This window comes from Streptomyces sp. V3I7, from assembly GCF_030817495.1.
GTDB lineage: Bacteria > Actinomycetota > Actinomycetes > Streptomycetales > Streptomycetaceae > Streptomyces.
Genome location: NZ_JAUSZK010000001.1, coordinates 1,551,287 through 1,572,498, shown reverse-complemented (window position 1 = coordinate 1,572,498; position 21,212 = coordinate 1,551,287). Strand labels below are relative to the sequence as shown.

At 69.9% G+C, this 21,212-nt stretch carries 18 protein-coding genes; 13 read left to right on the top strand and 5 right to left on the bottom strand.

Features of this window, described 5'->3' with window-relative positions; genetic code table 11:
• Nucleotides 1-55: 55 nt before the first annotated feature.
• A complete protein-coding gene (gene aroQ, locus QFZ74_RS07445) occupies nt 56-529 on the top strand; it encodes a type II 3-dehydroquinate dehydratase (RefSeq protein WP_307619996.1) in 474 nt (157 codons plus the stop codon).
• 61 nt (nt 530-590) lie between these two features.
• On the opposite strand, the gene QFZ74_RS07440 is transcribed toward aroQ, so the two are convergent.
• Entirely contained in the window at nt 591-1,247 is a 657-nt protein-coding gene (locus tag QFZ74_RS07440) for an MBL fold metallo-hydrolase (RefSeq protein WP_307619995.1), read from the bottom strand.
• Between the two features lie 110 nt (nt 1,248-1,357).
• Nucleotides 1,358-2,047, bottom strand: coding sequence for a maleylpyruvate isomerase family mycothiol-dependent enzyme (locus QFZ74_RS07435; protein ID WP_307619994.1), 690 nt, complete (start codon nt 2,045-2,047; stop codon nt 1,358-1,360).
• 223 nt (nt 2,048-2,270) lie between these two features.
• On the opposite strand from QFZ74_RS07435, the gene uvrA reads away from it, so the two are divergent.
• Nucleotides 2,271-5,357, top strand: a complete 3,087-nt coding sequence (uvrA, locus tag QFZ74_RS07430; protein WP_307619993.1) for an excinuclease ABC subunit UvrA — start codon at nt 2,271-2,273, stop codon at nt 5,355-5,357.
• Nucleotides 5,358-5,535: 178 nt separating this feature from the next.
• Here the strand turns inward: uvrA and QFZ74_RS07425 are convergent, their stop codons facing one another.
• Nucleotides 5,536-6,447, bottom strand: a complete 912-nt coding sequence (locus QFZ74_RS07425; protein ID WP_307619992.1) for a carbohydrate kinase — start codon at nt 6,445-6,447, stop codon at nt 5,536-5,538.
• Nucleotides 6,444-7,550, bottom strand: coding sequence for a LacI family DNA-binding transcriptional regulator (locus QFZ74_RS07420; protein WP_307619991.1), 1,107 nt, complete (start codon nt 7,548-7,550; stop codon nt 6,444-6,446). Before QFZ74_RS07420 ends, QFZ74_RS07425 begins: the two co-directional genes overlap by 4 nt.
• Before the next feature lie 184 nt (nt 7,551-7,734).
• Here QFZ74_RS07420 and QFZ74_RS07415 point away from each other — a divergent pair, with 184 nt between their 5' ends.
• Nucleotides 7,735-8,163, top strand: a complete 429-nt coding sequence (locus QFZ74_RS07415; protein WP_307624067.1) for a Rieske (2Fe-2S) protein — start codon at nt 7,735-7,737, stop codon at nt 8,161-8,163.
• 73 nt (nt 8,164-8,236) lie between these two features.
• On the opposite strand, the gene QFZ74_RS07410 is transcribed toward QFZ74_RS07415, so the two are convergent.
• On the bottom strand, nt 8,237-9,223 hold the full coding sequence (locus tag QFZ74_RS07410) for a hypothetical protein (RefSeq protein ID WP_307619990.1): 987 nt from the start codon (nt 9,221-9,223) through the stop codon (nt 8,237-8,239).
• A gap of 278 nt (nt 9,224-9,501) precedes the next feature.
• Between QFZ74_RS07410 and uvrC the strand changes: the two genes are divergently transcribed.
• The 10 genes from uvrC to pgi all read left to right on the top strand — a co-directional run bounded on the left by uvrC (nt 9,502) and on the right by pgi (nt 21,163).
• The gene (uvrC, locus tag QFZ74_RS07405) at nt 9,502-11,562 is read left to right on the top strand and encodes an excinuclease ABC subunit UvrC (protein ID WP_307619988.1); all 2,061 of its coding nucleotides are present in this window, start codon (nt 9,502-9,504) and stop codon (nt 11,560-11,562) included.
• Nucleotides 11,559-12,563 carry an RNase adapter RapZ gene (gene rapZ, locus QFZ74_RS07400; RefSeq protein WP_307619987.1) on the top strand — a complete coding sequence of 335 codons (1,005 nt, stop codon included), beginning with the start codon at nt 11,559-11,561 and terminating at the stop codon, nt 12,561-12,563. The genes uvrC and rapZ overlap by 4 nt, the downstream gene beginning before the upstream one ends.
• Nucleotides 12,560-13,630, top strand: a complete 1,071-nt coding sequence (yvcK, locus tag QFZ74_RS07395) for a uridine diphosphate-N-acetylglucosamine-binding protein YvcK (protein ID WP_307619986.1) — start codon at nt 12,560-12,562, stop codon at nt 13,628-13,630. Before rapZ ends, yvcK begins: the two co-directional genes overlap by 4 nt.
• Complete coding sequence (whiA, locus tag QFZ74_RS07390; protein WP_307619985.1) at nt 13,621-14,610, top strand: DNA-binding protein WhiA; 990 nt, start codon at nt 13,621-13,623, stop codon at nt 14,608-14,610. The genes yvcK and whiA overlap by 10 nt, the downstream gene beginning before the upstream one ends.
• Before the next feature lie 504 nt (nt 14,611-15,114).
• Nucleotides 15,115-16,125, top strand: a complete 1,011-nt coding sequence (gene gap / locus QFZ74_RS07385; protein WP_307619984.1) for a type I glyceraldehyde-3-phosphate dehydrogenase — start codon at nt 15,115-15,117, stop codon at nt 16,123-16,125.
• A 181-nt stretch (nt 16,126-16,306) separates the two neighbouring features.
• Complete coding sequence (gene pgk, locus QFZ74_RS07380) at nt 16,307-17,518, top strand: phosphoglycerate kinase (RefSeq protein ID WP_307619983.1); 1,212 nt, start codon at nt 16,307-16,309, stop codon at nt 17,516-17,518.
• A gap of 5 nt (nt 17,519-17,523) precedes the next feature.
• The gene (gene tpiA / locus QFZ74_RS07375; RefSeq protein ID WP_307619982.1) at nt 17,524-18,300 is read left to right on the top strand and encodes a triose-phosphate isomerase; all 777 of its coding nucleotides are present in this window, start codon (nt 17,524-17,526) and stop codon (nt 18,298-18,300) included.
• A gap of 158 nt (nt 18,301-18,458) precedes the next feature.
• On the top strand, nt 18,459-18,689 hold the full coding sequence (gene secG, locus QFZ74_RS07370) for a preprotein translocase subunit SecG (protein ID WP_307619981.1): 231 nt from the start codon (nt 18,459-18,461) through the stop codon (nt 18,687-18,689).
• A 208-nt stretch (nt 18,690-18,897) separates the two neighbouring features.
• A complete protein-coding gene (locus QFZ74_RS07365) occupies nt 18,898-19,233 on the top strand; it encodes an RNA polymerase-binding protein RbpA (RefSeq protein ID WP_003957010.1) in 336 nt (111 codons plus the stop codon).
• A 277-nt stretch (nt 19,234-19,510) separates the two neighbouring features.
• Nucleotides 19,511-21,163 (top strand): glucose-6-phosphate isomerase, encoded by a 1,653-nt coding sequence (gene pgi / locus QFZ74_RS07360; RefSeq protein WP_307619980.1) that lies wholly within the window; start codon nt 19,511-19,513, stop codon nt 21,161-21,163.
• Nucleotides 21,164-21,212: the final 49 nt, after the last annotated feature.

The following is a 21,212-nucleotide window of genomic DNA, read 5'->3' as shown; positions in this document are numbered from 1 at the left end:
CCGGGGTGAGAGCCGCGGTCGCCGTCCGACCGCCCTGGACCGGACCGGAGGAACCGTGCCCCGCACCTTGGCCCATGCACCGATCATGATCCTCAACGGGCCCAATCTGAACCTGCTCGGCCAGCGCCAGCCGGAGATCTACGGCACGGAGACGCTGGCCGACGTCGAGGCGATGTGCGCCAAGGCGGCGGCCGCGCACGGCGGCACGGTGGACTTCCGGCAGTCCAACCACGAGGGCGAACTGGTCGACTGGATCCATGAGGCGCGGCTCAGCCACTGCGGGATCGTGATCAACCCCGGTGCCTACTCGCACACGTCCATCGCCATCCTGGACGCCCTCAACACCTGCGACGACATTCCGGTGGTGGAGGTCCACATCTCCAACATCCACCAGCGCGAGTCGTTCCGGCACCACTCGTACGTCTCCCTGCGTGCCGACGGCGTCATCGCGGGATGCGGTGTGCAGGGGTACGTGTTCGGCGTGGAGCGGGTGGCCACGCTGGTGGGGGCGGGGGAGTCCGAGGCCTAGCCGGGGAGCTCGGGGGCGTACGACCGCGGGGACCGCGCCCCCGACGAGCGCCCCCTCGCGCTCACCACCCGCGCGCGTGCCACTCCGGAAGGTGCGGTCGCTCGGCGCCCAGCGTGGTGTCGTTGCCGTGGCCGGGGTAGACCCAGGTCTCGTCCGGGAGCGCGTCGAAGATCTTGGTCTCGACGTCGTGGATCAGGCTGGCGAACGCCTTGGGGTTCTTGTGGGTGTTGCCCACACCGCCCGGGAAGAGGCAGTCCCCGGTGAAGACATGCGGGTGGCCGTGCGGGTCGTCGTAGACCAGCGCGATCGATCCCGGCGTGTGCCCCACCAGGTGGCGCGCGGTGAGTTCCACGCGCCCCACCCGGATCACGTCACCGTCGTCGACGCGGACGTCGGTCGGCACCGGGATGCCGTCCGCGTCGTCCCGCCCCGCGTACGTGCGCGCGCCCGTGGCCTCCACGACCTCGGCGAGACCCTGCCAGTGGTCACCGTGCTGGTGCGTGGTGACGACGGACGCGATGCCGTCGTCACCGATCATGCCGAGCAGCCGGTCCGGCTCGTTGGCCGCGTCGATCAGCAACTGCTCGTCCGTGGCCCGGCAGCGCAGCAGATAGGCGTTGTTGTTCATGGGACCCACCGCGATCTTGGTGATCATCAGGTCCTTCAGCTCGTGCACGTCCGCCGGTCCGCCGACCGTCACTTCGCCGCTGTACGTCATGACGATCAGCCTATAGCGGAGGGGTGCTCCGGGGGCCGTGCACGGGCTGTCACCGGGCCGCCGGCCGCGGCGCTGCAAGCAGCCGGAGGCACTGCGGCGCCCGTCGGCTGCTAGAGCGGAGGAAGCACCGGAAGCGTGCCGCCCTTGACCGTCAGCGCGGAGCCGTCGCGGCGGCCGGCGAGCCAGCCGAGCAGTTCGGCTGCCGGTCCCTCGACCACGACGGGGCCGCCCGGAGCGCCGCCGCCGGTGGTCCAGGTGCGCTCCTCGGTGGAGACCAGATCGGTGGAAGGCACGTCCTCGTGCCCGCGGAATCGGTCCGCGAGGAAGTCGATTTCCCGCTCGACGAACTCGGCCGGAAGATCCTCCAGCTCGTAGCCGATCCCGAGGTCCACATGGTGCAGCTCGACCTCGGCCCACCGGCGAAAGGGCACCCGCGTCGCCGAGTCGGTGATCCCGTTGCGCAGCTCGACCGTGCGCGACCAGTCCGCCGGTTCGGCACCCGCCTCCTGGAAGCGGTCGATGCTCTCGCGGAGGTCGGCGAGCTGGACGGCGACGGGGCGCGGGGCGTCCCGTTCGATGTCGGCGTCCCGGACCGGGCCGGAGGCGTACATGGGGCGCCCCTCGAGGACGTTGACGAGCGCGTCCGCGTTGCGGGCGACGTGCGCGAGGACGTGCCCGCGGGTCCAGCCGGGCAACCGTGAGGGTTCGGTCACTGCCGCTTCGTCCAATTGTGCGACTGCGGTGAGGAGCCGTTCGGACGCGTCCCGTACAGACGCCAGGTCGTGGGCGTGATCAATCATGAGGCCGACCCTAGCGGCGCCACTCCTTCGGGTGAAGGAGGTGAACCGCCCCCGCTAATCGAATGCGCGTGCTATATCGTCGAAGGTGGCGTCGGGCATGCTGGATGGTCGGGGATTGTTATGCAACCGGGAATCCGACCGGCGTTGTCAGTGGCTCCCCCTAGTCTGAAGAAGCACGGGGGCCTCGCCCCTGTCACTTCTCTCAAGAAAGGTGCGGACCGGCGTGGCCGACCGTCTCATCGTCCGTGGCGCGCGCGAGCACAACCTCAAGAATGTCTCGCTCGACCTGCCGCGCGACTCGCTCATCGTCTTCACGGGCCTGTCTGGGTCGGGCAAGTCCTCGCTGGCCTTCGACACGATCTTCGCCGAGGGGCAGCGGCGCTACGTGGAGTCGCTCTCCTCGTACGCCCGGCAGTTCCTCGGCCAGATGGACAAGCCGGACGTCGACTTCATCGAGGGCCTCTCCCCGGCCGTCTCGATCGACCAGAAGTCGACCTCGCGCAACCCGCGCTCCACGGTCGGCACGATCACCGAGGTCTACGACTACCTGCGCCTGCTCTTCGCGCGCATCGGCAAGCCGCACTGCCCCGAGTGCTCGCGTCCGATCTCGCGCCAGTCGCCGCAGGCCATCGTCGACAAGGTTCTGGAACTCCCCGAGGGGAGCCGCTTCCAGGTGCTGTCGCCGCTGGTGCGCGAGCGCAAGGGCGAGTTCGTCGACCTCTTCTCCGACCTCCAGGCCAAGGGCTACAGCCGCGCGCGCGTGGACGGCGAGATCATCCAGCTCTCCGACCCGCCCACGTTGAAGAAGCAGGAGAAGCACACCATCGAGGTGGTCGTCGACCGCCTCACGGTGAAGGACTCCGCCAAGCGCCGCCTCACCGACTCCGTGGAGACCGCGCTCGGCCTGTCCGGCGGCATGGTCGTGCTCGACTTCGTCGACCTCCCCGAGGACGACCCCGAGCGCGAGCGCATGTACTCGGAGCACCTGTACTGCCCGTACGACGACCTGTCCTTCGAGGAGCTCGAGCCCCGCTCCTTCTCCTTCAACTCGCCCTTCGGCGCCTGCCCGGAGTGCACCGGCATCGGCACGCGCATGGAGGTCGACCCGGAGCTGATCGTCCCCGACGAGGAGAAGTCCCTCGACGAGGGCGCCATCCACCCCTGGTCGCACGGTCACACCAAGGACTACTTCGGCCGACTGATCGGTGCCCTGGCCGACGCGCTCGGATTCCGCACCGACATCCCCTTCGCCGGACTTCCGCAGCGCGCCAAGAAGGCCCTGCTGTACGGCCACAAGACGCAGATCGAGGTCCGCTACCGCAACCGGTACGGACGCGAGCGCGTGTACACGACGGCCTTTGAAGGCGCCGTCCCATTCGTCAAGCGCCGGCACAGCGAGGCCGAGAGCGACGCGAGCCGCGAGCGCTTCGAGGGCTACATGCGCGAGGTGCCCTGCCCCACCTGCGAGGGCACGCGCCTCAAGCCGATCGTCCTCGCGGTCACGATCATGGACAAGTCGATCGCCGAGATCGCCGCGATGTCCATCAGTGACTGCGCGGACTTCCTGCGCGAGCTGAAGCTGAGCGACCGGGACAAGAAGATCGCCGAGCGGGTGCTGAAGGAGGTCAACGAGCGGCTGCGGTTCCTGGTCGACGTCGGCCTCGACTACCTGTCGCTGAACCGCGCGGCAGGCACGCTCTCCGGCGGCGAAGCCCAGCGCATCCGCCTGGCCACCCAGATCGGCTCCGGACTCGTCGGCGTCCTGTACGTCCTCGACGAGCCGTCCATCGGTCTGCACCAGCGCGACAACCACCGGCTGATCGAGACCCTGGTCCGGCTGCGCGACATGGGCAACACGCTCATCGTCGTCGAGCACGACGAGGACACCATCAAGGTCGCCGACTGGATCGTCGACATCGGCCCCGGCGCGGGCGAGCACGGCGGCAAGGTCGTGCACAGCGGCTCCCTGGACGAGCTGCTCGCCAACGCCGAGTCGCAGACCGGTCAGTACCTGGCCGGCAAGAAGTCGATCCCGCTGCCCGACGTGCGCCGCCCGCGCGACGCGTCCCGCCAGCTCACCGTGCACGGCGCCCGCGAGAACAACCTCCAGGACATCGACGTGTCCTTCCCGCTGGGCCTGTTCACCGCCGTCACGGGCGTGTCCGGCTCCGGAAAGTCGACGCTGGTCAACGACATCCTCTACACGCACCTGGCCCGTGAGCTGAACGGCGCGAGGAACGTGCCCGGACGGCACACGCGCGTGGCCGGCGACGACCTTGTCGACAAGGTCGTGCACGTCGACCAGTCGCCCATCGGCCGCACCCCGCGGTCGAACCCGGCGACCTACACCGGCGTCTTCGACCACATCCGCAAGCTGTTCGCCGAGACCACCGAGGCGAAGGTCCGCGGCTACCTGCCCGGCCGCTTCTCCTTCAACGTCAAGGGCGGCCGCTGCGAGAACTGCGCGGGCGACGGCACCATCAAGATCGAGATGAACTTCCTGCCGGACGTCTACGTCCCGTGCGAGGTCTGCCACGGCGCCCGCTACAACCGGGAGACCCTGGACGTCCACTACAAGGGCAAGTCCATCGCCGAAGTCCTGAACATGCCGATCGACGAGGCCCTCGAGTTCTTCGAGGCCGTCCCGGCGATCGCCCGGCACCTCAGGACCCTCAGCGAGGTCGGTCTCGGCTACGTCCGTCTCGGCCAGTCCGCGACCACGCTGTCCGGCGGTGAGGCGCAGCGTGTGAAGCTCGCCAGCGAACTCCAGAAGCGCTCCACCGGCCGCACGGTCTACGTCCTGGACGAGCCGACCACCGGCCTGCACTTCGAGGACATCAGCAAGCTGCTGAAGGTCCTGGGCGGGCTGGTAGAGAAGGGCAACACGGTCATCGTCATCGAGCACAACCTCGACGTGATCAAGACCGCCGACTGGATCGTCGACATGGGCCCGGAGGGCGGCGCCGGCGGTGGCCTGGTCGTCGCCGAGGGCACGCCGGAGGAGGTCGCCGGGGTTCCGGCCAGCCACACCGGCAAGTTCCTGCGCGACATCCTCGGCGCCGACCGGATCAGCGACGCGGCTCCTGTGAAGGCCCCGCGCAAGACGGTGGCGAAGAAGGCGGCCACGGCCAAGAAGACGGCGGCGAAGAAGACGGTCGCCGCCGGGGCGACGGCGCGCAAGACGGCCACGGCCAAGGTGACCGTCTCCGCAAAGGCGAAGTCCGTCAACAGCACGGTGACCAAGAAGGCCGCCGGGGCCACGAAGAAGACGGCGGCCGCGAAGAAGGCGACGGGCGCACCCAAGGCGTGACCGACGGCAGAGCCGTCGAAGCCGAGCGACAGCCGGTTTCTGATACCTCGTCAAAAAAGTGGTGCCCCGCGGGAACTCCCCGCGGGGCACCGCTCGTTCCACCATCAGCCACCCTGGCCCTGCGGTTCACCGGTCCCGCGAACCGCTTGTCCAGCCGAACCTTGACAACTGGATCGAGCTAGAGATCGCCCAACTCGCCCGCGTACGGAGGCTCGGCTCCCGCGCGCGAGCAGGTGATCGCCGCCGCCCGCGCCGCGAACCGCAGCAGCCGCTTCCACTCGTCGGCCCCCAGGCCGGCGAGCGCCTCGGGGGAGAGGAGGTCCTGGGTGTACAGCCCGTGCAGCAGGGCCGCGTTGACCGTGTCACCAGCGCCGATCGTGTCCACGACGTCAACCTTCTCACCCGGGACGGAGTGTTCCCCTCCGTCCCGGGTGAACACGGTGAGCCCGTCCCCGCCGCGGGTGATCACCACGGCCGAGGGCCCTGCGGCCAGCCAGTCGCGCGGGGTGCCGCCCAGCCACTGCGCGTCCTCCTCGGACAGCTTCAGGAGCGACACCGAGGGCAGCCACGTCCTGAACCGTGCCCGGTAGGCGTCGGCGTCCGGGATCAGTCCCGCCCGGATGTTCGGGTCGAGCGCGGTGAACAGGCCCTGTCCTGCCGCGGCCCGCATCAGCTCCTCGTAGGCGTTCGCCCCCGGTTCCAGGACGAGCGAGCAGGTACCGAAGGAGACGGCACGTGCCGCGGCCGGGAGTTGGGCAGGCGGCGTGAACAGGCGGTCGGCGGTGCCCTCGACATAGAAGGAGTAGGCGGCCGAGCCGCTCTCGTCGACGGTGGCGACCGCGAGGGTGGTCGGCTCCGTACCGCGTTGCACGCCCGAAACGTCAACGCCGGCCCGGCGCAGCCCGCCCAGCAGCGCCTCGCCGAAGGCGTCGTGCGACGTGCGGGAGCAGAAGGCCGTGGGAGAGCCGAGGCGGCCGAGCGCCACGGCCGTGTTGTACGGCCCGCCGCCAAGAGCCGGTTTCAGGCTCGCGAGGGCGCCTGTGCCCTGCGGTACGAGGTCGATCAGTGCCTCACCGGCGACGACGATCAAGAGAGGCGTCCTTTCCTGGGCTGCTCGGGTCGGTTCGGGTCCGCAGAGTGCCCGGAGCTCCCGCCCCTCGCGGATCGCTCGGGGCAACCGCACGACGTGCGGTGGACGAAGGTGCAGGGCAGCCGCACGGTTCGAGCGGGCCGGTCCGGCGCGGCCAGCCGGTCGAGCAGCAGCTGGACGGCCTGGACGCCGATCTCCTTGCTGGGCTGTGCGATCGCGGTGAGGCGGGGCGACAACAGGTCCGCCCAGGCGAAGTCGTCGAAGCAGCACAGGGCGATGTCGTCCGGCACGGTCAGGCCGCGCTCGCGCAGGGCGCGCAGGGTGCCGATCGTCATCGTGTTGCTGGCGGTGACGAGCGCCGTGGGCGGAGCCGCGAGCGAGAGGAGGGAAGCGGTGGCCTGTTCGGCGCCGGCCGAGGTGGAGTTGCCGGACACCACGAGCCGGTCGTCGTAGTCCAGGCCGGCTTTGGCGAGGCCTTGGCGGTAGCCGGTGATCCGCTCCCGCGTGGTGCTGAGTCCCGGCAGCCCGGCGACCAGGCCGATCCGTCGATGACCCAGTTCGGCGAGGTGGGTGACCAGCCGGGCCATGGGTTCGGCACTCTCGGCGCAGACCTGGTCGAAGTGCGGCGCCGGTTCACCGGCGGACTCGGCGGGGACGTCGGTCACCCGGTCCAGGAACACGGTCGGTACGGCGTGGCGGCCGAGGTAGGCGAGCAGGGCGCTCGGGTCCGCGGACGGCGTCACGATCATGCCGTCCACGCGCCGCTCATGGAGGAGTTGGACGACCGTGCGCTCGTGAGCGGGGTCGTCGTGCGGGTCGGCGATGAGCAGGCTGTAGCCCCGTTCCAGGGCGGCGGCCTCCACGCCCTGGAGGATCTCCGTGAAGTACGGGTTGCTGATCGCCGACACCGCGAGTCCGATGGAGCGGGTGCGGGAGGTCACCAGGGAGCGGGCGAGGGTGTTGGGCGTGTAGCCGAGCGCGTCGATCGCGTCCAGCACGGCCTGACGGGTGCCGGGCAGTACAGGGCGGGTGCCGTTCAGCACGTGGGAGACGGTCGCCACGGAGACTCCGGCGCTGCGTGCGACGTCGGCCATCGTGGGCATCGTGATCCTCCCTGAGCGGCCGCGGCGGGCCTTCTGGCCGGGAAGGTATCCCATCCGGCAGGGAGACGTAAACGCTTGCGTAATCGCTTACGTCTCTCGCCGCCCCAACCCGGTCCCGCCGGAGAACGCCCTGATCTCCCCGGGTATCGTCGCCCTGCACCACCCCCGAACCGTGGAGAACCAGATGCCCGCCCGGCCCACCCCCGCGAGCCGTCGTACCGTCCTCCGAGGAGCCGCCGTCACTCCGCTCGCCGGGCTCGGCCTCACCGCCTGCGGTCCCGGAGCCGGCGCAGCAGGGGCCCCGAAGCCGACCGCACCCGTGCAGCTCGGGGCCGAGAGCGAGGTCGCGAAGGGCGGCGCCACGCTGTACCGCGAGCACAACGTGGTGGTCAGCCGGGACGACGACGGCACCCTGAAGGCGTACAGCACGATCTGCACGCACGCGGGATGCGCCATCAACCGGCTTCAGGGGACGACGCTGATCTGCCCCTGCCACGGGAGCGAGTTCGATGCCCGCACCGGCAAGGTCCTTCAGGCCCCGGCGACCGAGCCGCTGAACGAGCTGCCGGTCAAGGTCGCCAAGGGCAGGATCGTCGCGGGCCCCGAGGCCTGATCAGCGGGCCGGTGCGCCTCCGGCCGCTGGCGCGCCACAGCCGACGGGACCGGACGGAGCCGGGACCGGCCGTTCAGTCCCAGTCCCAGCCGATACCGATGATTCCCGGGCGCACGCGGGGCTCCACGAGGTGGACGGAGCGGTACAGCCCGCTGAACGGGAGCTCCTGCCGGCCGCTGCGCGGGGCAGCTGCCGAGTGCTGGGCGAACCGGTGGCAGCGCACCGGCAGGGCGTCCGCGTGGAAGCGCACCTGGAGCGCGTACTGGCCGCCGTGGGAGGGGAAGCCGCGGACGTACTCGCGCGAGGGTCCGGCCGTGCCGTCCTCGACGCCGTACCGGAAGAGGAAGGTGTCGCCCGAGCGCAGCCGGGTGCCGAAGAGCAGCTCGGTCACGAGGACGCCGGTCGCCTGGTCCAGCCGGACCCGTCCGGTGCGGCAGTTCTCCAGGGCGTGCACCGTCATGCGCTCGGGCGCGCAGCCCGGGTCGCCGTGGTGGACGGCCACGAAGCGGTCCACGCCGTCCCGGTGGGCCCGCACGATGTGGTGCGACTCGCGGGCCGCCAGCTCGCGGTGGGCGCCGATCCGTACCCGCTCGTGGTGTCCGAGGGAGTGCAGGCCGCTGTCGAGGGGCCAGCCCAGCTCGGCGTGGAGCCGGTCCAGGACGTCGGAGGCCTCCACCAGGGACCGGTACGAGCGGGCGGCGGGGCGCTGTGCCGCCGAGCGCTCCTCGGCCTCGGCGAGCAGCCGGATCAGCGACTCCTCCGGCAGCTGCAGTATCTCCTCCAGGGCCCGCACCGCCCGCAACGACTCGGGGCGCTGAGGACGCCGCGCTCCCTGCTGCCAGTAGCTCAGGCTGGTGACGCCCACTCTGACCCCGTGGCGCGACAGATGGTGCTGGACGCGCTGGAGCGGCAGTCCGCGAGCGGCGATCGCGGCGCGCAGAGCGACGTGGAAGGGGCCGCCCCGCAGAGCGGTGTCCAGTTCCTCGGCTCGGCCGGCTTCCTCCGCCGCCGCGAGGGGATCGTCGGTGGCGACATCCGCGTGCTGTGTGGCGTGCCGCATGCACAGGGGCCTTTCTGTGAATGATCACAACGGCTGGTCAGACCGTTCGCACCGGTCTTCGGGGCCACCCCGTCGGCACCGGGGCGTCCGCACATCCCTACGCCGATCCGGACGCCGTCGTTCACGGCCCCGAGTTCCCCCGCATTGAAGCGTGTTGACCAAGCCCCGACAACACCTTGGGCCAACCGTGGCGCACACCTGGCCGAGTCGCGTCAGCCCCGGCGGGCGTTGTCCACAGGCCCGCCGGACTGTCACCCCTCGACAGTAGGGTGTGAGACATGGCCGACCCCTCCAGCTACCGCCCCAAGCCGGGAGAGATCCCGGATTCCCCCGGGGTGTACAAGTTCCGCGACGAGCACCGCCGGGTGATCTACGTCGGAAAGGCGAAGAGCCTGCGTCAACGTCTGGCGAACTACTTCCAGGACCTGGCGAACCTCCATCCCCGCACCCGGAGCATGGTCACCACGGCCGCGTCCGTGGAGTGGACCGTGGTGTCCACGGAGGTCGAGGCGCTGCAGCTGGAGTACTCCTGGATCAAGGAGTTCGACCCCCGGTTCAACGTCAAGTACCGCGACGACAAGAGCTACCCCTACCTCGCGGTGACGATGAACGAGGAGTACCCGAGGGTGCAGGTGATGCGCGGCCACAAGAAGAAGGGCGTGAAGTACTTCGGGCCGTACGCGCACGCCTGGGCCATCCGCGACACGGTCGACCTGCTCCTGCGCGTCTTCCCCGTGCGGACCTGCTCGGCCGGCGTCTTCAAGAACGCCGCCCGCACCGGCCGCCCCTGCCTGCTCGGCTACATCGGCAAGTGCTCGGCCCCCTGCGTCGACCGGATCTCCGCCGAGGAGCACCGCGAACTCGCCGACGAGTTCTGCGACTTCATGGCCGGCCGCACCGGGACGTATCTGCGCCGCCTGGAGAAGCAGATGATGGAGGCGGCCGACGAGATGGAGTACGAGCGGGCCGCCCGCCTGCGCGACGACATCGGGGCCCTGAAGAAGGCCATGGAGAAGAACGCGGTCGTGCTCGCCGACGCGACCGACGCCGACCTCATCGCTGTCGCCGAGGACGAGCTGGAGGCGGCCGTGCAGATCTTCCACGTGCGCGGCGGCCGGGTCCGGGGCCAGCGCGGCTGGGTGACCGACAAGGTCGAGGAGATCACCACCGGGGCCCTGGTCGAGCACGCCCTCCAGCAGTTGTACGGCGAGGAGAGCGGGGACGCCGTCCCCAAGGAGGTGCTGGTCCCGGCGTTGCCCGACCCGGTGGAGCCGATCCAGGAGTGGCTGGCCACTCGCCGCGGGGCGAACGTCTCGCTTCGCATCCCGCAGCGCGGCGACAAGAAGTCGCTGATGGAGACGGTCCAGCGCAACGCCCAGCAGGCGCTCGTCCTGCACAAGACCAAGCGGGCCTCCGACCTGACCACGCGCTCGCGAGCCCTGGAGGAGATCGCGGACGCCCTCGACCTGGACAGCGCCCCGCTCAGGATCGAGTGTTATGACATCTCGCACCTCCAGGGTGACGACGTGGTGGCCTCCATGGTCGTCTTCGAGGACGGGCTCCAGCGCAAGAGCGAGTACCGCCGTTTCCAGATCAAGGGATTCGCCGGGCAGGACGACGTCCGCTCCATGCACGAGGTGATCTCGCGGCGCTTCAAGCGCTACCTCGCCGAGAAGGAGAAGACGGGGGAGTGGACCGACGGCGAGGAGGCGCTGCAGGGCGATGGTGAGGGCGGACTGAAAGACGCCGACGGCCGGCCCAGGAAGTTCGCCTACCCGCCCCAGCTCGTCGTCGTCGACGGTGGCCAGCCGCAGGTCGCGGCCGCCAAGCGGGCACTCGACGAGCTCGGCATCGATGACATCGCCGTCTGCGGCCTCGCCAAGCGCCTGGAGGAGGTGTGGCTGCCGGGCGACGACGACCCGCTGGTGCTGCCCCGGACCAGCGAGGGCCTCTACCTGCTCCAGCGCGTCCGTGACGAGGCGCACCGCTTCGCCATCACCTATCAGCGGGCCAAGCGCGCCAAGCGCCTGCGTTCCAGCCCCCTCGACGACGTGCCAGGCCTCGGCGACGCGCGCAAGCAGGCGCTGATCAAGCACTTCGGCTCGCTGAAGAAGCTGCGGGCCGCCACCGTCGACCAGATCCGCGAGGTGCCCGGCATAGGCCGGAAGACGGCCGAGACGATCGCCGCGGCCCTCGCGCAGGCGCCCGCGGCCGCACCGGCCGTGAACACGGCGACCGGAGAGATCATGGATGACGAGGAACCCGGAGCGACGACGGACTCCTCGGGGGAGCCCGTGTCTGCGGGCAACCCGGACGAACGACGGGGGCAGGAGACATGACGGACCACGACGCACAGCCCACAGCCGAGCGAGATCGCACGCACGAGGAAGCGGGCCGGGACCAGACGCGGCCGACGCCCCCGGAAGACGGAGCAGCCCAGGTGAGTACGGACGCCACGACAGCCGGGGCCGCCGCTCCGGACATCCCCGAGCTGGTGATCATCTCCGGCATGTCCGGAGCCGGCCGGTCGACGGCAGCCAAGTGTCTGGAGGACCTCGGCTGGTTCGTCGTCGACAACCTCCCGCCCGCCCTCATCCCCACCATGGTGGAGCTCGGCGCGCGCTCCCAGGGCAACGTGGCACGGATCGCGGTCGTCGTCGACGTGCGCGGCCGCCGCTTCTTCGACAACCTCCGCGAGTCCCTCGCCGGGCTCGACACCCGGGGCGTCACCCGGCGCATCGTCTTCCTGGAGTCCTCCGACGAGGCCCTCGTACGCCGCTTCGAGTCGGTGCGCCGCCCGCACCCGCTCCAGGGCGACGGCCGCATCGTCGACGGCATCGCCGCCGAGCGGGAGCTGCTGCGTGAGCTGCGCGGCGACGCCGACCTGGTGATCGACACCTCCAGCCTCAACGTGCACGAGCTGCGCGCCAAGATGGACGCCCAGTTCGCCGGTGATGAGGAGCCCGAGCTGCGGGCCACCGTGATGTCGTTCGGCTTCAAGTACGGTCTCCCGGTCGACGCCGACCTGGTCGCCGACATGCGCTTCCTGCCCAACCCGCACTGGGTCCCGGAACTGCGCCCGTACACCGGCGTCAACGAGGAGGTCGCCGCGTACGTCTTCAACCAGCCCGGTGCGAAGGAGTTCCTCGACCGGTACGCCGAGCTGCTGCGGTTGATCGCGGCCGGCTATCGCCGGGAGGGCAAGCGCTATGTGACCATCGCCATCGGCTGTACGGGCGGCAAGCACCGCTCGGTGGCCATGTCGGAGAAGCTCGCCGCGCGGCTCGCGGCCGAGGGCGTGGAGACGGTGGTCGTCCACCGGGACATGGGACGGGAATGACGAGACGTACACCGCGGCTGAGCAGGCTGCGCCGGGTGATGCCCGAGGCACGTGCGAGCCGCCTCCCGGCCGTGGCCCGGGGCGCCCGGCCGCGCCGCCGGGGCGCCCAGCCCAAGGTGGTGGCCCTCGGCGGCGGTATGGGGCTGTCCGCCTCGCTCGCCGCGCTGCGCCGGATCACCGGCGACCTCACCGCCGTCGTCACCGTGGCCGACGACGGCGGCTCCAGCGGGCGGCTGCGTGACGAGCTGGGCGTTCTGCCGCCCGGTGATCTGCGCAAGGCGCTGGCCGCGCTGTGCGGCGACGACGACTGGGGTCAGACCTGGTCCAGGGTCATCCAGCACCGCTTCGCGTCCCATGGAGACCTGCACGACCACGCGGTCGGGAACCTCCTGATCGTCGCGCTGTGGGAGCAGCTCGGTGACCATGTCCAGGCCCTGGACCTGGTCGGCAAGCTGCTCGGCGCGCACGGCCGGGTGCTGCCCATGTCCGCCGTGCCACTCGCGCTCCAGGCCCTGGTCAAGGGCCACGACCCGGAGCGTCCGGACGATGTGGACACGGTGCGGGGGCAGGCGACCGTGGCCCTCACACCCGGCGAGGTGCAGTCGGTGCACCTCGTGCCGCACGACCCGCCGGCGGTTCCCGAGGCCGTCGAGGCGGTGCTGGACGCGGACTGGGTGGTGCTCGGTCCCGGCTCCTGGTTCTCCTCGGTCATCCCGCATCTGCTCGTCCCCGAACTCCTGGAGGCACTCACGGCGACGAAGGCGCGACGGGTCCTCTCCCTGAACCTCGCCCCGCAGCCGGGAGAAACCGAGGGCTTCTCCCCGCAGCGTCATTTGGAGGTTTTGGGGCGACACGCCCCTAAACTCGCCCTGGACGTGGTGCTGGCCGACGAGGCCGCCGTGCCCGACCGCGACTTGCTCACGGAGGCTGCCAAGCGGCTCGGAGCCGCGGTGGAGCTGGCGCCCGTGGCCCGGACCGACGGTTCTCCCCGGCACGACCCGGAGCTGTTGGCCGCCGCGTACGACCGTATTTTTCGGATGCATGGAAGGATCGGCCCATGGCGATGACGGCAGCGGTGAAGGACGAGATCTCTCGGCTCCCCGTCACCCGGACCTGCTGCAGGAAGGCGGAGGTCTCCGCCGTTCTGCGGTTCGCCGGCGGCCTGCACCTGGTGAGCGGGCGGATCGTGATCGAGGCGGAGCTGGACACGGCGATGGCCGCCCGGCGCCTCAAGCGGGACATCCTGGAGATCTTCGGCCACAGCTCCGAGCTGATCGTCATGGCGCCCGGCGGGCTGCGGCGCGGCTCGCGCTACGTCGTACGCGTCGTCGCGGGCGGGGACCAGCTGGCCCGGCAGACCGGCCTCGTCGACGGCCGGGGGCGCCCGATCCGCGGCCTGCCCCCGCAGGTCGTCTCCGGGGCCACCTGTGACGCGGAGGCGGCCTGGCGCGGGGCCTTCCTGGCGCACGGCTCGCTGACCGAGCCGGGCCGCTCCTCCTCCCTGGAGGTGACCTGTCCGGGTCCCGAGGCTGCGCTCGCCCTCGTCGGTGCCGCACGGCGGCTGTCGATCGCCGCGAAGGCACGCGAGGTGCGCGGGGTGGACCGGGTCGTCGTCCGGGACGGTGACGCGATCGGCGCCCTGCTGACGCGCCTCGGCGCGCACGAGTCCGTGCTGGCCTGGGAGGAGCGGCGGATGCGCCGCGAGGTCCGCGCCACGGCCAACCGGCTCGCCAACTTCGACGACGCCAACCTGCGCCGCTCGGCCCGCGCCGCCGTCGCCGCCGGTGCCCGGGTGCAGCGTGCGCTGGAGATCCTCGCCGACGACGTCCCCGAGCACCTCGCCGCCGCGGGCCGGCTGCGCATGGAGCACAAGCAGGCCTCGCTGGAGGAGCTGGGCGCCCTCGCCGACCCGCCGCTGACCAAGGACGCCGTCGCCGGCCGTATCCGCCGTCTGCTCGCGATGGCCGACAAGCGCGCCGCCGACCTGGGCATCCCGGGCACGGAGGCCAACCTCACCGAGGAGATGGCGGACAACCTGGTGGGCTGACACCCCCTCCTCAGGCATGAAAGTGCCGACACCCGTCGCAGGGTGTCGGCACTTTCGTTTCTCCGCACCACCCACCGGCCACCGGCTCCACCGCCATCCCCTCCACCACCCACCCCCTCCACCGCCCACGCGGTCGACGCCGCGCCGGGCAGGACCGCCTGACGGATGTTCGCGTGCAGCGATCGGCGGCGACCAGCGGCGGTCGCGGGCGGGCGGAGCGGGCCGTCGAGGGCCGGGCTCCGTACCCGAACCCCCTTCCGGGGACGCCGGTTCGCGTCGGAAAGCCGTGCGGCACAGGGCGATCGACGTCGCGTGCTCAAGTGGCTTGTGCCCCTGCACGTTTGAGCAATCCGTCCCCTACTGGCGGGTAAAGGTCGGCGTGCCGCGTATGAGGGCATCTAGATGTCACTACGGGGGACTCAGAGGGGTAGGGTCGTGGGTGGTCGGGGACATCCCATACAGCTCGCCGGCGCTGAGCCGGCGTACCAACGAGGAGATCGGTTCGTGACGATCCGCGTAGGCATCAACGGCTTTGGCCGCATCGGTCGTAACTACTTCCGCGCGCTGCTGGAGCAGGGTGCAGACATCGAGATCGTGGCTGTCAACGACCTGGGTGACACCGCGACCACGGCTCATCTGCTGAAGTACGACACCATCCTGGGTCGTCTCAAGCAGGAGGTCTCGCACACCGCCGACACCATCACCGTGGACGGCCACACCATCAAGGTTCTGTCCGAGCGCAACCCGGCCGACATCCCCTGGGGTGAGCTGGGCGTCGACATCGTCATCGAGTCGACCGGCATCTTCACCAAGAAGGAAGACGCCGCGAAGCACCTCGCCGGTGGCGCCAAGAAGGTCCTCATCTCGGCTCCGGCCAAGGACGAGGACGTCACCATCGTCATGGGCGTCAACCAGGACCAGTACGACCCGGAGAAGGACCACATCATCTCCAACGCCTCCTGCACCACCAACTGTGTGGCGCCGATGGCGAAGGTCCTCGACGAGAACTTCGGCATCGTCAAGGGTCTGATGACCACGGTGCACGCGTACACGAACGACCAGCGCATCCTGGACTTCCCGCACAAGGACCTGCGCCGCGCCCGTGCCGCCGCCGAGAACATCATCCCGACGACCACCGGCGCCGCCAAGGCCACCGCCCTGGTGCTGCCGCAGCTCAAGGGCAAGCTGGACGGCATCGCCATGCGCGTCCCGGTTCCCACCGGCTCGGCCACCGACCTGGTCGTGCAGCTCCAGCGCGAGGTCACCAAGGACGAGGTCAACGCCGCGTTCAAGAAGGCCGCCGACGACGGCGACCTCAAGGGCTACCTGTCCTACACCGAGGACCCGATCGTCTCCTCGGACATCGTCGGCGACCCGGCGTCCTGCACCTTCGACTCGTCCATGACCATGGTCCAGGACGGCAATTCGGTGAAGATCCTGGGCTGGTACGACAACGAGTGGGGCTACTCCAACCGCCTCGTCGACCTCACGGTCTTCGTCGGCGAGCAGCTCTGATCACCAGAGCAGACACACCGATGCGGTAGCAGGGCCCGGGCAGCGCGACCGACGCACTGCCCGGGCCCTGCCGCACGTGCGGGTCGGCCGCTGACGTACGGTCGATCAGCCCTCGTACGATCACGATCAGCCCTCGTACGATCAAGAGCCTCGTCACAGAGACCTCTCAGGAGTTCCCCTCATGAAGACCATCGACGAACTTCTCGCCGACGGCGTGGCCGGCAAGCGGGTCTTCGTCCGCGCCGACCTCAACGTCCCGCTCGCCGACGGTGTCATCACCGACGACGGCCGGATCCGCGCTGTGCTGCCCACCGTCAAGGCCCTCGCGGACGCGGGCGCCAAGGTGATCGTGGCCTCGCACCTGGGCCGCCCCAAGGGCGCCCCGGACCCCGAGTTCTCGCTGCTGCCCGCCGCCGAGCGCCTCGGTGAACTGCTCGGCGCGCCCGTCGCGTTCGCCCAGGACACCGTCGGCCCCGCCGCCCACGACGCCGTCGACGGCCTGGAGCCCGGCCAGGTCGCGGTCATCGAGAACCTGCGCTTCAACCCCGGCGAGACATCCAAGGACGACACCGAGCGCGGCGAGTTCGCCGACCGGCTCGCCGCCCTCGCGGACGTCTACGTCGGCGACGGCTTCGGCGCGGTCCACCGCAAGCACGCCTCCGTGTACGACCTCCCGGCCAGGCTGCCGCACTACGCCGGCTACCTGATCGCGAACGAGGTCGACGTCCTGAAGAAGCTCACCGACGACGTCCGGCGCCCCTACGTCGTCGTGCTCGGCGGCGCCAAGGTCTCCGACAAGCTCGACGTCATCGACAAGCTCCTCGACAAGGCCGACCGCCTGCTCATCGGCGGCGGCATGGCCTACACGTTCCTCAAGGCCCAGGGCCACGAGGTCGGCATCTCCCTCCTCCAGGAGGACCAGATCCCGGCCGTCAAGGAGTACATGGAGCGCGCCGCGAAGAAAGGCGTGGAGTTGCTGCTCCCCGTCGACGTCCTGGTCTCCCCGGAGTTCCCGGACCTGAAGACCAAGGCGCCTTCCCGGCACACCGTGGTCGACGCGGACAAGATCCCCGCCGACCAGGAGGGCCTGGACATCGGCCCGAAGACCCGAGAGCTCTACGCCTCGAAGCTCGCCGACGCCGAGACCGTCTTCTGGAACGGCCCCATGGGCGTCTTCGAGCACCCCGACTACGCCGAGGGCACCAAGGCGGTAGCCCAGGCTCTCGTCAACTCGGACGGCTTCACCGTCGTCGGCGGCGGTGACTCCGCCGCGGCCGTGCGTACGCTCGGTTTCGACGAGAACGCATTCGGCCACATCTCGACCGGTGGCGGCGCCTCTCTCGAGTACCTCGAGGGCAAGACGCTCCCCGGCCTCGCCGCACTGGAGGACTGACCTCAATGAGCACGCGCACGCCGATCATGGCGGGCAACTGGAAGATGAACCTCAACCACCTCGAGGCCATCGCCCACGTCCAGAAACTCGCCTTCGCCCTGGCCGACAAGGACTACGACGCCGTCGAGGTCGCCGTCCTGCCGCCGTTCACCGACCTGCGCTCCGTGCAGACGCTGGTCGACGGCGACAAGCTCAAGATCAAGTACGGCGCCCAGGACCTCTCGGCGCACGACTCCGGTGCGTACACCGGTGAGATCTCGGGCCCGATGCTGGCCAAGCTGAAGTGCACGTACGTGGTCATCGGCCACTCCGAGCGCCGGCAGTACCACAACGAGACCGACGAGGTCGTCAACGCCAAGGTCAAGGCCGCCCTTAAGCACGGCCTGACTCCGATCCTGTGCGTCGGCGAGGAGCTCGACGTCCGCCAGGCGGGCAACCACGTCACCCACACCCTCACCCAGCTCGACGGCGCCCTGAAGGACGTCCCGGCCGAGCAGGCCGAGAGCATCGTGATCGCCTACGAGCCCGTGTGGGCCATCGGCACCGGCCAGGTCTGCGGCACCGCGGACGCGCAGGAGGTCTGCGCCGCCATCCGCGCCAGGCTCGCCGAGCTGTACTCGCAGGACGTGGCCGACAAGGTCCGCATCCAGTACGGCGGCTCCGTCAAGGCGGGCAACGTGGCCGAGATCATGGCCCAGCCCGACATCGACGGCGCCCTCGTCGGCGGGGCCTCGCTGGACACGGACGAGTTCGTCAAGATCGTGCGTTTCCGCGACCAGTGAGCCGCCGGGCGTGATCAGTGCGCCGGGCAGCCGGTGAGTAGGCGCCCGGCGCGATCCGTCGTACCCTTGCGGGGGCATGGTAGGAAGCCTTGGATAGTCCCTGGGCACCGTGCCCCCGTCGTTCATACGATTCCGAGAGAGTTGGTCCAGCCGTGGTTTTGGGGTTCTCGATCGCCCTGATCATCTTCAGCCTGCTGCTGATGCTGCTGGTGCTGATGCACAAGGGCAAGGGCGGCGGTCTCTCCGACATGTTCGGTGGCGGTATGCAGTCGTCCGTCGGTGGCTCCTCGGTCGCCGAGCGGAACCTGGACCGCATCACCCTGGTGGTCGGGCTGCTGTGGTTCGCGAGCATCATCGTCCTCGGAATGCTCATGAAGACGAACAGCTGATCAGCGTCTCACAAGTACATACATTTCGTACGCAGGGCCCCATGTTCGGTACGCGCTCCAAGGCGCGGCCTATCATGGGGCTTGCGTCTTGTGTGGGGCTGTAACTCCTATCACTGGACGCGCGTTGGGCCTTACGTAGACTGAGGCGCTCGCGGCGAAGTGAAACGCCGACTCGCTTCGCGGCACCATCACGCAGGGAGTTACGACCGTGGCAAGTGGCAACGCGATCCGAGGAAGCCGGGTCGGGGCGGGGCCGATGGGCGAGGCAGAGCGGGGCGAGTCCGCCCCGCGCCTGCGCATCTCCTTCTGGTGCTCCAACGGGCATGAGACTCAGCCGAGTTTCGCCAGCGACGCGCAGGTCCCCGACACCTGGGACTGCCCGCGTTGCGGCTTCCCGGCCGGACAGGACCGGGACAATCCGCCGGACCCGCCGCGTACCGAGCCCTACAAGACCCACCTCGCGTACGTGCGGGAGCGGCGCAGCGACGCGGACGGCGAGGCGATCCTCGCCGAGGCGCTCGCCAAACTGCGGGGCGAGATCTAGAGGTTGTGAACCGGCTGGGTGCCTGCGGGCGCCTGGCCGGAGTTGTTTCGCCTGCCTGCGCGTGTACGGAGCGGTCGCGGGCGTGTCCGCGGACGGCCGTCCTCTTACGGTCGGCGGCCACCTCGTCGACACCGGCGCGCAAGACGGACGTATCTGATGTTGCGCGGGTGGACGGCCCTGCGACGGCTCGTGTTCCGGGCTGATCAACTAGGTTGGGCCGGCAGCGGGGGCAAGACACGCAGCACGGAACAGGCAGGAAAGAAGGCTGAAGTCGGACATGAACGCTGACGGCCGCACCAGGCTCAACCAGACCCCCGAGTGGACCGCTCTGGCCAAGCACCGCGAGGAGCTCGCCGACACGCATCTGCGGGACCTGTTCGCCGGGGATCCGGAGCGCGGTGACACGTACACGCTTCAGGTCGGCGATCTGTACGTCGACTACTCCAAGCAGCTGGTCACCGACGAGACGCTGCGGCTGCTGCGTGAACTGGCCGCCCGGACGGACGTCTTCGGGTTGCGGGACGCCATGTTCCGGGGCGAGAAGATCAACGTCACCGAGGACCGGGCCGTGCTGCACACCGCGCTGCGCGCGCCGCGGGACGCCGTGATCGAGGTCGACGGCGAGAACGTGGTCCCCGCCGTGCACGCGGTGCTCGACCGGATGAGCGAGTTCGCCGAGCGGGTGCGCTCGGGGGAGTGGACCGGTCACACCGGCAAGCGCATCAGAAACGTCGTCAACATCGGGATCGGCGGATCCGATCTCGGGCCGGCGATGGCGTACGAGGCGCTGCGCAGCTTCACCGACCGGGATCTGACCGTCCGCTTCGTGTCGAACGTGGACGGGGCCGATCTGCACGAGGCGGTACGGGACCTGGATCCGGCGGAGACGCTGTTCGTCGTCGCGTCCAAGACCTTCACGACGATCGAGACGGTCACCAACGCGACGTCCGCGCGCAACTGGCTGCTCTCCGGGCTGAACGCCGGGCAGGAGGCCGTCGCCCAGCACTTCGTGGCGCTGTCGACCAACGCCGAGAAGGTCGCCGAGTTCGGGATCGACACGGCCAACATGTTCGAGTTCTGGGACTGGGTCGGGGGTCGGTACTCGTTCGACTCGGCGATCGGGCTGTCGTTGATGATCGCGATCGGTCCGGAGCGGTTCCGGGAGATGCTCGACGGGTTCCGCATCGTCGACGAGCACTTCCGCGACGCGCCTGCCGGGGAGAACGTGCCGCTGCTGCTGGGGCTGCTCGGGATCTGGTACGGCAACTTCCATGACGCGCAGTCACATGCGGTGTTGCCGTACTCGCACTACCTGTCCAGGTTCACGGCGTATCTGCAGCAGTTGGACATGGAGTCCAACGGGAAGTTCGTCGCGCGGGACGGGCGGGAGGTGGAGTGGCAGACCGGGCCGGTGGTGTGGGGGACGCCGGGGACGAACGGTCAGCACGCGTACTACCAGCTCATCCATCAGGGTACGAAGCTGATCCCGGCGGACTTCATCGGCTTCGTCGAGCCGGTGGGGGAGTTGAGTGAGGAACTCAGGGCGCAGCACGATCTGCTGATGGCCAACTTCTTCGCGCAGACGCAGGCGTTGGCCTTCGGCAAGACCGCGGACGAGGTGCGGGCGGAGGGGGTGCCGGAGGAGCTGGTGCCGCACAAGACGTTCCGGGGGGACCGGCCGACGACGACGATCCTGGCGCGGGAGTTGACTCCGTCGGTGCTGGGGCAGCTGATTGCGCTGTACGAGCACAAGGTGTTCGTGCAGGGGGCGGTGTGGAACATCGACTCCTTCGACCAGTGGGGGGTCGAGCTGGGGAAGGTGCTGGCGAAGAGGGTGGAGCCGGCGTTGACGGAGGGGGCGGAGGTGGTGGGGTTGGACGGGTCCACGCGGGGGTTGGTGGCTAGGTATCGCTCCCTGCGGGGGCGTTGACGGAGGGTCTTGCCCACCCACCCGCCCGTCTCGGTAGGTCAGAAGGGCG